The following is a 14,689-nucleotide window of genomic DNA, read 5'->3' as shown; positions in this document are numbered from 1 at the left end:
CATCAAAGGAGACAAGACATGGCATTCAAGATCACGGTGGATCTTCCGGCTTGCCAGGGTTACGCCAACTGCCTCATTGAAGGTCCCGCACTTTTCGACATCGATGATGACACCAACAAAGCGGTAGTGATCGGCTCTGACGAACACGACGAAGCTTTGCGGACCCAAGCAGAAGCCGCCAAGCGCGGGTGCCCGGCACACGCTATCTTCATCGAGGACATCTGATGCAGCGAATCGTCGTGGTCGGAGGCTCCCTCGCCGGGGTGCACGCAGCCGAGGCGCTCCGCGAGCATGGGTTTGACGGGGAACTGACCCTCGTCTCGGCCGAATCTGGACTTCCCTATGACCGCCCACCCCTCTCCAAGGAACTCCTGCTTGACGGCATGACTCCCGAGCAGCTCCTGCTGCGCCCCGCCCCCTGGTACGAAGCACAAGGCATCAAACTTCGGCTCAACACAGCTGCCCGCGGCATAGATGCCGACAAAGGACTGCTCGCCCTCACTGACGGGTCAGACCTTGCCTACGACGGCTTGGTCATCGCCACAGGCTCCGCCGCCCGCCGCTTCCCCTCTGTCGCCGCCCAGGCCCGCGTGCACGTACTGCGGACCCTCGACGATGCCCTCGAACTCCGTCCCGAACTCATACCCGGCAGACACCTCGTTATGATCGGTGGCGGGTTCGTTGGCCTCGAAGTCGCCGCCGTGGCCCGAGGGCTCGGACTGGACGTCACCTTGATCGAAGGATCCCCGCTGCCCTTGGCACGGGCCTTCGGCGACGAGATCGGCTCATGGTACCGGGAACTTCACGAAGGCAACGGTGTCCGCCTGATCTGCGGGTCGTCCGTGCAAAGCCTGCAGGACTCCCCCGGCGGCGTAACGGTCACCCTCAACAACGGTGAACGACTCAGCGCTGATGTCGTAGCAGCAGGCATTGGTGCCACACCCGCTGTTGAGTGGCTCGCCGGAAGCGGCGTCGAGGTTGCCAACGGTGTCACCTGCACACCGGAATTGCTGACTTCGGTTCCAAACATCGTCGCCGCCGGAGACGTCGCCAACTGGCGCAATCCGGTCTTTGACGAGGAAATGCGGATAGAACACTGGTCGAACGCAGTGGACCAGGGCCGGCATGCAGCAGCAACGCTGCTTGGTGAGAGGGACCCGTTTGCGTCAGTGCCGTACTTCTGGACAGATCAGCATGACAAAAAGATGCGCTTTGTGGGCCGCACCGCCGGTGCCACCGACATCCGAATCGAAGAAATGTCGGACGACAAACTGGTGGCCACGCTCGGCCGCGACGGGCTACTGATCGGCGCACTCACCGTCTGCGCTCCTCGGCAACTCGCCAAATACAAGATCGCGATCCAAAACCGCACCCCTTGGGAAGCCACCGACGCAACCCGGCTGGCCCCGGCCAACTAAATCTTCCTTCCCACCCGAATCCAACAAGGAGACACACATGAACACCGTCAAAACGAGCGACGCACTGTCACTCATCGAACTTTTCCCCCAGGACGAAGACTGGTCCCTGCAGACCATGAGACTGCTTTCCCAGGTCGCAGTCGGCGGTTCTGACCTGTTTGAATGCGCACGCACTGCAGCCCGCATCGGCCGGGAAACCACCGACGGCGAAACCTGGCACCGCGAGTGGAGCCAAACAGCAAAAGACATCGCAGCAACCGGCTACGAAGCCCTCGAACGCGGCGACATCACCACCGCCCGGCGCGCCCTGTTCCGCTCCATGAGCTACTGGCGCCACTCCGAATTCTTCCTCGACTCCTTCGACGAGCGACGCACCGAAGCCTACATCGAGGGCACCAAAAACTTCCAGAAGGCTGCGGAGCTGTCCGACGGGCTGATCGAGCGGATCTCCGTACCGTTCGAGGGCAAGGAAATGGAGGGCTACATCGTCCGGCCCGACAACTCCGGCCAGGCCCGCCCCACGGTCCTCTTCCTTGGTGGCGCCGACTCCTGGGCCGAAGAACTCTACTTCCTGGGCGGAACCGAATTCCCGGCCCGCGGCATGAATGTCGTCATGGTCGACACCCCCGGACGCGGCAGCTCACTGCGCTTCAAGGAAATGTACAGCAGGCCCGACTATGAAGTACCCGTCGCCGCCATCTTCGACTTCCTTGAAAAGAGAAGCGACGTCGACGCCGACCGGTTCGGTCTCGCCGGCGTGAGCTTCGGTGGCTACTACGCCCCGCGTGCTGCTGCTTTCGAACCCCGCGTGAAAGCAGTAGCCGCCTGGTGCGGAACGTGGAGTATCCTCACGGACTTCTACGAGTTCTACCCGCCCCTGCAGAAGCAGCTCCAGTGGCTCAGCGGCTCAAAGGACGATGCAGAAGCCCGCGAGAAGCTGGCCAAATTCACCCTGGACGGCGTCGCAGACAAACTGAAGATCCCCGTCTACGTTATGCACGGCACCGCCGACATCATCATGGACATCAAGGGCGCCGACCGCTTCGTTGAGGCACTTACCTCCGACGACGTCACGGTGGACATCTACGACGGTGCCGGATCGCTGCACTGCAGCTACGACTACATGTCGGTAGCGGGTGCACGACTGAGCGACTGGTTCCTCCACCGCATCTAACAGCATCCAGGCTGGCTTTCAGCATTCATTTACGAGGATGCACTCGCCTCCCCTGCCATCCCGATGAATCCTCGGGGTGGCAGGGGAAACCACTAACTGCAACTGCGTACGCGATGAGGAACGGTGCACTACTCGCCCGGGCCGGAGCGCCGAGAATCAATGACAGATTTCAAGAAAGAAGGACCTTTACGTGGAAGCTCTCTTGGTCCAGGGCGAAATCGCCGAGATATTGCCCACCCTCACCAAATACCCGCCGTTGAAAACCAAAGACTGGGCTGGTCTTAGTCCTGGGGACCGGCTCTACGTCCGGAGGGAAGGCCAGGTGCCCATACGCGGCACTGTAGATGACTTGGTTCCGGATGGATCGATTTTCTGGATCTGGATTGACGGCGGAGGTGGTCGTATCGCTGTCCACAAGGATGATGACCTCCAAGTGTGGCTGGTCGAAGAGCCTGCCGGGTCACGCATCAAAAGACGTTTCAATGGGGCCGCCGCGACAAACTAGCAGAAGTTCGACAACACCCGGGGCCCGCCGCTGTGCCCAGTACGGAAGTCGAAATGAACACCGAACCCGTAGTTCTCTTCCTGATGCGTCCGCTCACTCAGCCCGAAGGAGCCTGGGGTTTTATCTTCAACGAAGATCCTGATCCCACTACCGGCGTCATCTGGCCGCCGTCACGGAAGCGCCAGAACGGTCCAGTCAGGGCCGATTTTTAGAACGGCTCGCCGAGGAAATAGACCAAGAGGACTCTGAGGCAGACGTGAAGGTTTACCTCCACGGCGGCGACCACCTTTTCCACAAACGATCGACTCCGAGGATGACCCTGGGCAGGCCGGGACCGATCAGAATTCACCATCAGAACCACCGCCTCCAGCGGATGCGCACAAACATAACTTTTGGGTATGGGAGCCAATGATGCCGATACAAACTTCGATCACCGTCGTTGCCCGGGACCGCGTCTCACGGGACCAGCAACTCGATGAGGCTACTCGCCTGCTCCGTAAGAACCAGCCTCGTTGCGGCATCCTGGTAACACGGCACACCTTTACAACCTTCACCGTTGCTTTGCACCCGGAAATCGGGCACGGAATGATCCAGGAGAAGGATTTAGTGATGTTGTGAGCGGTCTGCGTTCGCGCCCATCCGATGCCCCCAACGCCTACTTCTGCCCCGAAAGACCTCCTGCCCCAAAACGCCCACGGCGTTGGTAGCCCCTTTTGTCGACACCTACGCCAGATCGCCTCGCCCCCCAACGAGCTGTGACCGCAACATCATCCTCGCGGCGCCGAAGTATAAGACCGAGCACCGCACACTTATTGAGGAGACATCCCACATGATCACTTCAACCGTAATCTCCCCTGCCACAAGATCCGAACGCGAACAGAAGCTCCTTGCTTCCGTGCCAACCGGCCTGTTGATTGGTGGGGAGTGGCGGGACGCGTTCGACGGCGGAACGTTTGACGTGCACGATCCCGCCACCGGGGAGGTTCTTGCCACCCTTGCCTCAGCCACAAGTGAGGATGCCATTGCTGCGCTGGACGCCGCAGACGCGGCCCAGACTTTCTGGGCGCAGACCGCACCACGGGTGCGGGCCGAGATTCTCCGCCGCGCGTTCGACCTCGTCACCGAACGAGCCGAAGATTTCGCGCTGCTAATGACCCTGGAAATGGGCAAACCCCTGGCCGAAGCCCGTGGTGAAGTAACCTACGGCGCCGAGTTCCTGCGCTGGTTCTCCGAAGAAACCGTCCGCGACTACGGCCGCTATCTCACCACACCTGAGGGCAAGAACAAGATTCTCGTCCAGCACAAACCCGTTGGCCCCTGTCTTCTCATCACCCCCTGGAACTTCCCCCTCGCGATGGCCACCCGCAAAGTAGCACCTGCTGTCGCCGCCGGCTGCACCATGGTCCTCAAACCCGCCAAGCTCACACCCCTCACCGCACAGCTTTTCGCCCAGACAATGAGGGAAGCCGGCCTGCCAGCAGGTGTCCTGAACGTTGTCCCGTCCTCCTCCGCGTCAGGGATCTCGAGGCCGCTTCTGAATGACTCCCGACTCCGGAAAGTCTCTTTTACCGGCTCCACCCCGGTGGGCAAGCGACTGATGGCAGACGCTGCGCAGAACGTCCTCCGCACCTCGATGGAGCTCGGCGGGAACGCCCCGTTCATCGTGTTCGAGGATGCCGACATCGACAAGGCGGTCGAAGGGGCAATGGCGGCGAAGATGAGGAACATGGGCGAAGCCTGCACCGCCGCCAACCGGTTCCTCGTCCACGTCTCCGTTGCGCAGGAATTCACCCGGAAGTTCGCCGCCGCGATGGGCGCCCTCACTACTGGGCGCGGTACAGACCCCGGTTCGCAGGTCGGCCCACTGATCGATGCCAGTGCCCGCGCCGATGTCCACAATCTCGTCAGCGCTGCTGTCGACGCCGGAGCAATAGCCGTTACCGGTGGCGCGCCCGTGGACGGGCCAGGTTACTTCTACCAGCCGACCGTCCTTGCCGACGTGCCCAATAATGCGGTGATCCTGAGCCAGGAAATCTTTGGCCCCGTCGCGCCCGTCACCACCTTCACCACTGAGCAGGAAGCCATCAAACTGGCCAACGCCTCCGAGTACGGACTCGCCTCTTACCTCTACAGCAGAGATTTCAACAAGCTCCTCAGGGTCGCGGAACAGATCGAATTCGGCATGGTCGGGTTCAACGCCGGCGTCATCTCCAACGCCGCAGCACCTTTTGGTGGCGTCAAGCAATCCGGTCTCGGCCGTGAAGGTGGATCGGAAGGGATCGCCGAATACACCACCACCCAGTACATCGGCATCAGCGACCCTTACGCCCGCTAACAATTACTTCTAAGCCGCCCTCGGGCAGCCCTGCACCGTTACAGAAAGGCCTGGCCATGGCACAAACCACGACTGGACAAGAAGATCCCAGATCCCTGGCTTATGCGCTCCGGAATGGAAAAATGAACCGGAGGGCGTGGACTATCACCGGGATGCTGGTAGTCCTCCAAATCATTGCTTTTGCCGACAGGGCGGTACTTGGACTCGTAGCGCCCTCAGCCATCGCCGAACTTGGGATGACAACTACCCAGTTTGGGTTCGTCGGTAGCTCCTTTTACTTCCTTTACGCGGTCATAGCCGTTGTAACCGGTGTTCTAGCCAGCAAGTTCTCCGTTAAGTGGATCCTGTTTGTGCTTGGACTGACCTGGGCGCTAATGCAGTTTCCATTGCTGTTTGGCGGTGGCGCTGCAGCGCTACTTGTCACCCGCATCGTCTTGGGAGGTGCTGAAGGTCCTGCGACTCCGACGTCGCTGGCGGCAGTTCACTCTTGGTTTCCCGCATCGCGTCGCGCCCTTCCGTCAAACCTTGTTGCAATCGGCTCAACTCTCGGTCCGGTAATTGCCGCCCCGATGCTGGGTTTCGTTATCGCTGCCTGGGGATGGCGCTGGGCTTTTGGTGTTTTGGGGATTTTTGGCCTGCTGTGGCTGGTTGCTTGGCTCGTCCTTGGCAAGGATGGACCGTACGCCCCTAATGCCGGAACCGCATCCCCAGCCGAAAATGACAGCACAAAAAGCCCTGATGCATCCGAAAGCAGCGCATACTCCTGGTTCGACAAGCAAAAGCACGTTCCGATATTCAAGGCGCTTCTTAGCGGAACCTTTCTCATCACGGCTTTCGGAGTGTTCACCAACTTCTGGACCATGGGTTTCTTAACTACATGGCTGCCTCAGTACCTGAAAGTGTCCGCAAGCCTCACCATCGAGCAGGTCGGCATCGTCACGGTTTTCCCCTGGCTTTTTGGTGCCGCAGTCCTGCTGGTTTTGGGAATCATCAGCCGCCAGCTCATGAAGAAGGAAAAAACCGTGCGTCAGGCGATGGGCGCACCCTACAGCCTGACACTCGTTACCGGGGGTCTAGGTTTCGTATTTGCGACCCAAACTTCGGGAGCGCTGGCAATCGTGCTCCTTACGATTGCGGCCGGGTGCAGCATCATTTATCCAATGGGCGCAGCCATGGTCGCCTACATTGTCGGCATGAAACAACGGCCCATCGTCATGAGCGTCCTGGGTGCTACAGGATCCATTGGTGCCATTGTTTCCCCCGTCTTGGTCGGTTGGCTCATGGAAAACGCCGGATACCGGGCAGCCCCCGCAGGAACGGTGCAGACCGCGGAAATGGTCGGCCGCATGGTCACGGGAGTGAACCAATCCTTCCTGATTGCCGGACTACTTCTTCTGGTTTCCGGTCTGCTCGGGCTGGCATTCATCCGTCCTGACCGGACTGCCAAGAAGCTGCAAGGGACCGTCACCCTTTAACGTGCAACCCTGCTGCGCCAAGCACACAACGCAATGGCGCACCCCATACTTCGCGGGCACTACGAACTCGCGAAAAGAAAGGCGCGTCCACACACGATCGCGGCAGAACGGGAACGCTGACCAACGCTTCACAGTAGCCAGTCCGGTTATCAGAGCATGTATGAAGGCGCGCTGGGAACCCCGGCGCGCCTTTCCCACCAATCGAAGAGTTCATGCCCGTAAGGAAGATGGAACAGTGAAGTTCGGAAAACAGCCCGCCCCCGTGACGGACATCAACGAGGACAATCTCGAAGTCCACAAACCCAAGACCGAGGCCGCCGGCGTTAAGGCCGTGATGGTCGCGCTGGAGCGCGCCGTTGCCCAGGCGGGTGTGACCCGTACTGCCCAGTCGCTTCTGCGGCTGAACCAGCGGGGTGGGTTCGACTGCCCGGGCTGTGCGTGGCCCGAGTCGGACAAGAAGCGCAAGGCAGCCGAGTTCTGCGAAAACGGCGCCAAGGCCGTGGCTGAGGAGAACACGCTGCGGACCGTGGGGGCGGACTTCTGGGCCAAGCACTCCATTGCCGAACTAGCCACCAAGACGGAGTACTGGCTGGGGAACCAAGGCCGGCTTTCCGAGCCGGTGGTCATCCGGGATGGCGAGACGCACTACTCGCCGATCTCCTGGAATGACGCGTTTGACCTGATCGGCGATCGCATCCGGGCGAGCACCCCGGACCGGTGCGTGTTCTACACCTCCGGACGCACGGCCAACGAGACCGCATTCCTGTACCAGCTGTTCGCCCGCTCCATCGGAACGAACAACCTGCCGGACTGCTCCAACATGTGCCACGAGTCCTCCGGCTCGGCACTGAACCCCACCATCGGCATCGGTAAGGGCACTGTGTCCCTGGACGATATACATGACGCCGCACTCATCTTTGTGGTGGGGCAGAACCCTGGCACCAACCATCCACGCATGCTCTCCGCACTGAAAGAATGCAAAGACAAGGGCGGCAAAGTGGTGGCCGTCAACCCGCTGCCTGAAGCCGGCCTGTTTAACTTCCGCGACCCGCAGACACTCTCCGGGGTCGTCGGAGGCGGCACCCCGCTCGCCGACGAGTACCTGCAGATCAAGGTCGGCGGCGATCTGGCCCTGTTCCAGGCCCTCGGCCACCTGCTCCTGGAGGCCGAGGAGAAGAACCCGGGCACCGTCCTCGACCATGACTTCATCGCCGCCCAGACGGACGGGTTCGACTCCTACAAGGAGGCCCGCCGCGCCGTCAACTGGGACGAGACCGAGAAGGCCACCGGCCTGACCAGGGAACAGATCGAAAAGGTCGCTTCAATGCTGGTGGCCTCCAAGGCCTCCATCTTCTGCTGGGCCTTGGGCGTGACGCAGCAGCCTCACTCGGTGGACACCATCAAGGAAATGGTCAAAGTTCTGCTGCTACAAGGCAACTTCGGCAAGCCCGGCGCCGGCGCCTGCCCCGTCCGCGGGCACTCCAACGTTCAGGGCGACCGGACCATGGGCATCTGGGAAAAACCCAAAGAATGGCTTCTCACCTCCCTGGACACCGAGTTCGGCATCACCTCGCCACGGCACCATGGCTACGACGCCGTCGAAGCCATGGAAGCGTTTGAACGCGACGAAGTGGACGTGTTCGTCTCCATGGGCGGCAACTTCTCCCTGGCATGCTCGGACACCGAGACCCTGGAATCCGGAATGCAGCGGATCGGCCTCACCGTGCACATTTCTACCAAGCCCAACCGCTCCCACATAGTCCACGGCCGCACCTCGCTGATCCTGCCCACCCTCGGCCGGACGGACAAGGACGACAAGCACCCCAAGGGGGCCCAGTTCCTGTCCGTGGAGGACTCCATGTCCGTGGTCCACTCCACGCAGGGCCGCCTGGCCCCGGTCTCCGAGCACCTGCTCGCCGAGCCCGTGATCGTGGCCCGGATGGCCGAGGCCACCTTCGGACCGGACCACTCTGTGGACTGGCGGGGCATGGCCGAGGATTACGACGTCATCCGGGACCACATCGAACGCGTGCTGCCCGGCTTCGAGGACTTCAACGCCCGCGTCCGGACGAAAAACGGGTTCGTGCTGCCCAACCCGCCCCGGGACACCCGCTCCTTCGCCACAGACATCGGCCGTGGCCGGTTCACCGTCAGCCCGCTGGAGTACCTTACCCCGCCCGACGGGCATCTGGTCCTCCAGACCATCCGCAGCCACGACCAGTACAACACAACCTACTACGGCCTCGACGACCGCTATCGCGGCATCTCCGGCGGCCGCCGCGTTATCCTCATCCACCCTGGAGACCTCGCCGAGTCCGGTTTCCAGGACCGCGAGCTGGTGGACGTCATCAGCACGTTCCAGGGCGTGGACCGCCGCGCGGACAAGTTCCGACTGGTGGCCTACCCGACGGCGAAGGGCTGCGCAGCTGCTTACTTCCCCGAGGCCAACGCCTTGGTCCACAAAGAAAACGTTGCCCGCGAATCCAACACCCCCGGCTTCAAGGCCATGTTCGTCCGCTTCGAACCCCACAAGGGCGAGGCAGTGACGGCAGCAGAGTCGGCTGGTGAACTGGAATCGGCCACAGCGGGCTAACCATCGACGCAGCAGCAGTTACCGACAGATGATCTCTTTTCGTAAAGAGAAGCCTGACTCTTGCCGATGTCGAGATATTTGCTCCTCAAAGAGTCTAAAACTACCGGGCCGGAGTGCATTCAAGCATGCGGAGGTTATTCAGGTTGGGGTCGGCAGAACTTTACAATCTCTTGCGTGGCGCCCCTGGCGCAGAACTTGATGACGGGCAGGCATATGCGGTGATGCAATATGAGCGGAGGCGATGAACGGAGTCCACATGGTGTTTGACTTATTGGAACGGCAGATTGTTGCTGCACTCCGGCTGGATCCGCGGTGCCCCTGGCGGAAGATGGCAGCGGTGCTGGGAGAAGCGGAGCACACCGTGGCACGGCGAGGATCAGCCTGGGTTGGAGAGGAAGTCTTCAAACGAGTTCAGGCTTTCCCCCGGCGCAGCACAGGGAGGCCGGAAGCCTCCCTACTCGAACTTGCTGGTCGCTTTTATACACCTGCGCTCACAGGCGATCCACCGGCCCTTCATATCGTCTTCTTTCCCGCGTTGGGAGTGGGGGCCAGAGGATCCTGGCTAGCAGCGTGTGTATGTCTGGAGGGCGGCAGCGCGTAATCCAGCACCCATATTGCTTGGTGTCCCATCCACACCCGGTATCAGGTGGCCCTGCTGGATGTAGCCAAACGGTCACGGAACGTCGATTGCTAGCCACCAACCACCTAGTGGAGCGTGGGCGCACGTACAGCCAAGGACACCGGCTTCTGGATCCACCGGCCAATACCTGCATCATCTGAAGTTGCCTTTTCAGCCTTGCTTCTAGGCCACGTCGCTAGTGTTCAAACCAGTTGACTGCCCTGCGGCCGTCAGCTTTCGATGCCGCTGACTATCTCTTTGGTGGTTTCAACAAAGGCCGTGATGTCGTCGTCGTTCATTGGCAGCGACAACGAGAAGTCACCACGGGCGACCGGGAAGAAGCCTCGATTAGCAAGTTCCAGCGAGCAAATTTGTGTCCCAGTACCGTCGAAGTTCCGCCAGTAGTCGCGATGTGTCCGAATACTCAATCCAGGTTTACGCATGAATCCATAAGCGAGGTGGGAGATTCCCCTGCCGTATACGGCGAAGCTGCTACCCCGCTGGTTGCTCCATTCGTTGAGTTCCTCCATCACGCGCGTGGCCATTCCATTGAGCCGGTCAAATGCCCCTTGGGTAAGCTCCCTCATCGTGGAAATTCCGGCGGCCAAGGCGATCTTATGGCCGTGGTGAGTGCCGGAGATGGAAACGAGACCTGACTCCAAGACGCCCATGATCTCGGCAGAACCACCTACTGCACCGAGCGGGAAGCCTCCACCGATGATTTTGCCCATTACCGTGAGGTCAGGTGACACCCCGTAGTCACCCTGCATCCCCTGATAGCCGGCACGAAGGGTTACGGTCTCATCGAAGATCAGGACGATTCCCAGCTCCGAGGTCAGTTCACGAAGGCTCTCGACATAGTCCTGCTCAAGGGTAACAACCCCGCCGGAAGCACTTTCGAGCTCGAGGATGACGCAGGCGAGCTCGCTTGCGTGAGCCCGCAGGATTTGCTCCGTGCCCTCACGATCGTTCTGGGTTAACACGACCACGTTGGCAACGTCCTCCGCAGGTATGCCTGCGCTGTCGGGGATGGCTTTCGGGGCTTCATCGGGACCGCAGTCTCCATCGTGGTCGGGGTGCCAGGAGACCTGAAGCGGGTCCGTGAAGCCGTGGTATCCGCCTTCGAACTTCGCTATCTTTGTCCGGCCTGTGTATGCCCGTGCCACCCGGACGGCAGACATGCAGGATTCAGATGCTGAGCACGAGAATTGGACACGATCAATGGATGGGATCCGATCAACAAGCAACTGGGCAAGTTCCGTCTCCAAGGCCACAGGGTTACCAAAGGAAACCCCTGTTTCGATGGATTCGCGCAAGACTCTCTGCACCGACGGATGATTGTGGCCCAGTACGTTCACCGTGAAGTTGTTGTTCAGATCAAGAAGTCGGTGGCCCTCGACTGTCGAGATGTATGCGCCGTCTCCGCTCTCGACATAAATGGCGTGCGGACCAAAATTGAATGAGTTGCGGCTGTAACCGCCAGGGATGACTTCTCGTCCCCGCTGTGCCAGCTTTGCTGACACCTCAAACCGGCGCGAGAATGTCGCCAGTGAAGAGTCAAGTGTAACGGCGCTCATGTCTGTTCTCCTTGGTTCGTTACGGGGCAGCCTGGATGTCGAGGCGGCCTGGCCGGTTGCGGCAGCACGTGGCTATGCCTTGCCGACAAAAATAGAATTGACCTTGTCAAGGAGCTCGTGCAGGCAGGCAGGTCCCGCTTCGCTTGCTCGTGCCGTCTGCTTGACTCGGCCGAAGCAACCCACGTCACGCTCGCTACCGGAGGCCTGGCCCGCAGGCTAAACCGCAGCACCTGGATGCAGAATTCCTCGATTCGAGACTAAATCAGCATTGAAGCGCCGGCAGCCCTCCATACGGCTGGAATGCCGGACCCCCTCGTTCGAGGGATCTACTTCTGGTGCTCGGTAACCGCTAAACGCGCCAACTCGACTCGAGAACGGGTGCCGGTTTTCTTAAAAATCTGGCGAAGATACCCCTTTACGGTGTGCACGCTCAGGTGGAGGTTCTGGGCGATCTCGGCATCACGTAGGCCCTTGCTCACCAACATAACCACCTCACTCTCGCGGGCGGTAAGGCTCTGCCGAAGCCATTCAGGAATACCATCTTCCTGCCCGGAGCTGCGCAGGACTGCCATGAGCCCATCTCCACCTGGCAGTGAGACAACACGCTTCACAAATCCGTGGATCGAGTCCGGTGCCGGGCGGCTGTTCTGCAACACTAAAAGCGCTTCGTCAAGCAGCGGGGCGTCACTGGGCTGTCGTTCCAACGTCTTCTTCGCGGCCGGATTCATGTAGCGCGCGGCTCTCCCCGCATCACTGATGACAATTGGCTCATCACTCATGTCGAGTGCGTCACGGAACATCTTTACTTCATGTTCAAGGAGCTCACGGAGACAAATCGACCCAATGAGCGAACTGAGGAGACCTCCGACCTCCTCTACATCATGCAGCTCCCTTGCTGTAAACCGAGGCTTCCCTTCGACCCTTCCAATGTTCAGGGTTCCTAGCACCTCGTCGGAGACTATGATCGGAACGTAGACAAGGGTCGTCAGCCGATGCAGGGAGAACGCCTCCCGATAAACCTCCAGCTGCTGCCACTCCTTTTCGGACATCATCTCAAGGTTGTACGCAAAGCCGCGACGGACGATGGCCTGTTTCAGTACCGGGTCCACGTTCCGGGCCACGCTGTCATATCGAGCAAGGAAAAATTCGCTCACACCCTGAGCCGAGGTAGACAGCAAGCGATGGGAACCCGGGTCAAGCAGATCGAAGCCCACGGCAGCCGAGTCGAAGACACTTCCAATGCCTGCATATAGCTCTTTGATGAGATCGTCGATTGAACGAGCCCGGGAAAGTGCGGCCGCAAACTGCAGTTTGCTCTGTTTGCGGGGTTGCATCTCATGTTTATAGGGGAGGCTGGTGGTCCAGTCAAGCAGCGGCCTTCTCGCTCACTCTCCGCAGGCACGTTCTCGACCTTGGATTGAAGAACAGTCAACATGAGGAGATGCGGGGAACGATTGGTCTCGCCTGATGAATCACCGAAGAGGGTCGGTTTATCCTCGAAAGACAATATTTCCTATAACCACCCGGCGCAATGGGGCTGGGCGCGAAGTTACGTGGAAATACGGAGGCCCTTTGTCGAGATCGGGCCTACTCTGAACAGCATGGGTTCGTCAGCGGAGAAAGACGGGCGTCATCGAGTTTCGGAGACAAGGCAAGGAACGGTCCTTTGACAGAGGTAATTACCCATCACTTCAAAGCAGCTTCTTGGCCCTCACTCATGGATCATCTGGCACTGCAACCCAAGGACTGGGTGGGCCTGAGCTCTGGTGACAAAGTCTTTCTTCGCAGGACGGATCAAATCCTGGTCAGGGGAACCGTGGAAGACATAGCCTCTGATGGCTCTATTTTTTGGGTATGGATCGATGGCGGTCGCGGGAGGATCGCTCTCCATAGAGATGACGAAGTCAGCCTTTGGTTGGCGGAAGAACCCAAGAGCATCCGGTCATGCCCCAGCTGTACCCCTCCCTCGCCTTGGGGTGTCAGTTGTCATCCCTAGGTCCGTGCATCCAAACGCTGGCGAGCCACGGTGGAGGGAGTTGAGGTGCCTTATCTGAATGTCAGCACCGCTTCCCTTGCTGTACTTCATTCCGAAATTTCCGCTTGGGTAGGACAGCAGGATGAATGGGATTGGGCAGATGTCTTTGGAAGAGAATTTAATCCCCTCTTTGACATCAGTCTTATATTGTTGACGCTAGGGGCGCTAACATTCCAGATTCTTCTCGTAATTCGAACCGCCCGCCGAGGTGGTTTGACTCTAGAAGACTCCGAGTCAGCAGTGAGAATCTATCTCGCCGCCGACCTTCATAACGATCCATATGTTCACATAATGGAATCTTCCAATCCCGAAATCAGGAAGGGTGGATCTCACCCTCGGGAATAAAGCAGATCATCAAGTATCTTCTACATGGATTTGTTCACAGGGGTTAGCATGGTTGATAAAGTGACTGACACAAGCACGGAAGCGCAAAACTACATTGATGATATGGCCCGTGCTAGGGGATACGTTCTCGACTATCACAAAGTCATGGCAAAGCAGGACTTCCCTGTCCTGAAAGCTGCCAACCATCTTGTTTCCGCAGCATATCTCGATCAACGAGCTCTGGATCGGAAGACCAAGGAGCTCCTGTTCATCGTCAGTCTTACTGTCATGCGGGCCGCCAAGGGGCACATTCAAAGCCACATCCGAGTGGCCTTGGACCTTGGGGTTACGCCTACTGAAATTTTGGAAGCGATCGAAATTTCCCTCCCCGAAGCGGGTGTCGTTGCCTTCCAATCCGGATTCGAGGCATGGTGCGAAGTGGTCCAAGCCGAAGGGCTTGAACCCACTGTCCCAGCTCACGAAGGTGGAAGCGGAACCAGCTGACACTCGAGGTTTCTAAAGTTGCCCAACGTCAAACGGGCCGCATAGACGCTTCTTTCCTTGTGCCCCCCAAAGCCAAAACGCTATAAACGTTTGCCTTTCCTCGAACACGGAGGATCTGAACCTCCTCATT

Annotated in this window: 12 protein-coding genes; 10 read left to right on the top strand and 2 right to left on the bottom strand. The window is 59.5% G+C overall.

All coding sequences use genetic code 11. The annotated features are described in order from the left end of the window. Positions 1-18 precede the first annotated feature (18 nt). The 9 genes from ACPFL9_RS00955 (at position 19) to ACPFL9_RS00915 (ending at position 10,101) form a co-directional block, all read left to right on the top strand. The gene (locus ACPFL9_RS00955; RefSeq protein WP_426005234.1) at positions 19-225 is read left to right on the top strand and encodes a ferredoxin; all 207 of its coding nucleotides are present in this window, start codon (positions 19-21) and stop codon (positions 223-225) included. Next, positions 225-1,418 (top strand): NAD(P)/FAD-dependent oxidoreductase, encoded by a 1,194-nt coding sequence (locus tag ACPFL9_RS00950; protein WP_426005232.1) that lies wholly within the window; start codon positions 225-227, stop codon positions 1,416-1,418. Before ACPFL9_RS00955 ends, ACPFL9_RS00950 begins: the two co-directional genes overlap by 1 nt. Positions 1,419-1,455: 37 nt before the next feature. After that, positions 1,456-2,592: an alpha/beta hydrolase family protein gene (locus tag ACPFL9_RS00945; RefSeq protein ID WP_426005231.1), complete on the top strand. Its 1,137-nt coding sequence runs from the start codon at positions 1,456-1,458 to the stop codon at positions 2,590-2,592. Between the two features lie 190 nt (positions 2,593-2,782). Next, positions 2,783-3,097, top strand: coding sequence for a hypothetical protein (locus tag ACPFL9_RS00940; protein WP_426005230.1), 315 nt, complete (start codon positions 2,783-2,785; stop codon positions 3,095-3,097). Positions 3,098-3,150: 53 nt separating this feature from the next. After that, a complete protein-coding gene (locus ACPFL9_RS00935; RefSeq protein WP_426005229.1) occupies positions 3,151-3,309 on the top strand; it encodes a hypothetical protein in 159 nt (52 codons plus the stop codon). Positions 3,310-3,926: 617 nt separating this feature from the next. Beyond that, positions 3,927-5,432: an NAD-dependent succinate-semialdehyde dehydrogenase gene (locus ACPFL9_RS00930; protein WP_426005227.1), complete on the top strand. Its 1,506-nt coding sequence runs from the start codon at positions 3,927-3,929 to the stop codon at positions 5,430-5,432. A gap of 56 nt (positions 5,433-5,488) precedes the next feature. Next, complete coding sequence (locus tag ACPFL9_RS00925) at positions 5,489-6,907, top strand: MFS transporter (protein ID WP_426005226.1); 1,419 nt, start codon at positions 5,489-5,491, stop codon at positions 6,905-6,907. A gap of 235 nt (positions 6,908-7,142) precedes the next feature. Then, positions 7,143-9,500: an FdhF/YdeP family oxidoreductase gene (locus ACPFL9_RS00920; RefSeq protein ID WP_426005225.1), complete on the top strand. Its 2,358-nt coding sequence runs from the start codon at positions 7,143-7,145 to the stop codon at positions 9,498-9,500. 241 nt (positions 9,501-9,741) lie between these two features. Beyond that, positions 9,742-10,101 (top strand): AsnC family protein, encoded by a 360-nt coding sequence (locus ACPFL9_RS00915; protein ID WP_426005224.1) that lies wholly within the window; start codon positions 9,742-9,744, stop codon positions 10,099-10,101. Between the two features lie 248 nt (positions 10,102-10,349). On the opposite strand, the gene ACPFL9_RS00910 is transcribed toward ACPFL9_RS00915, so the two are convergent. Both ACPFL9_RS00910 and ACPFL9_RS00905 read right to left on the bottom strand, forming a co-directional pair. Further along, a complete protein-coding gene (locus ACPFL9_RS00910; RefSeq protein WP_426005223.1) occupies positions 10,350-11,696 on the bottom strand; it encodes an aspartate aminotransferase family protein in 1,347 nt (448 codons plus the stop codon). Between the two features lie 326 nt (positions 11,697-12,022). Then, a complete protein-coding gene (locus ACPFL9_RS00905) occupies positions 12,023-13,030 on the bottom strand; it encodes a response regulator transcription factor (protein WP_426005221.1) in 1,008 nt (335 codons plus the stop codon). 1,070 nt (positions 13,031-14,100) lie between these two features. Between ACPFL9_RS00905 and ACPFL9_RS00900 the strand changes: the two genes are divergently transcribed. Beyond that, complete coding sequence (locus tag ACPFL9_RS00900; RefSeq protein WP_426005220.1) at positions 14,101-14,559, top strand: carboxymuconolactone decarboxylase family protein; 459 nt, start codon at positions 14,101-14,103, stop codon at positions 14,557-14,559. Positions 14,560-14,689 lie beyond the last annotated feature (130 nt).

This window comes from Paenarthrobacter sp. NyZ202 (genome assembly GCF_049860755.1).
Classification (GTDB): domain Bacteria; phylum Actinomycetota; class Actinomycetes; order Actinomycetales; family Micrococcaceae; genus Arthrobacter.
Note: the sequence above shows the minus strand (reverse complement) of the source record. Positions and strands in the feature narration are given on the sequence as shown.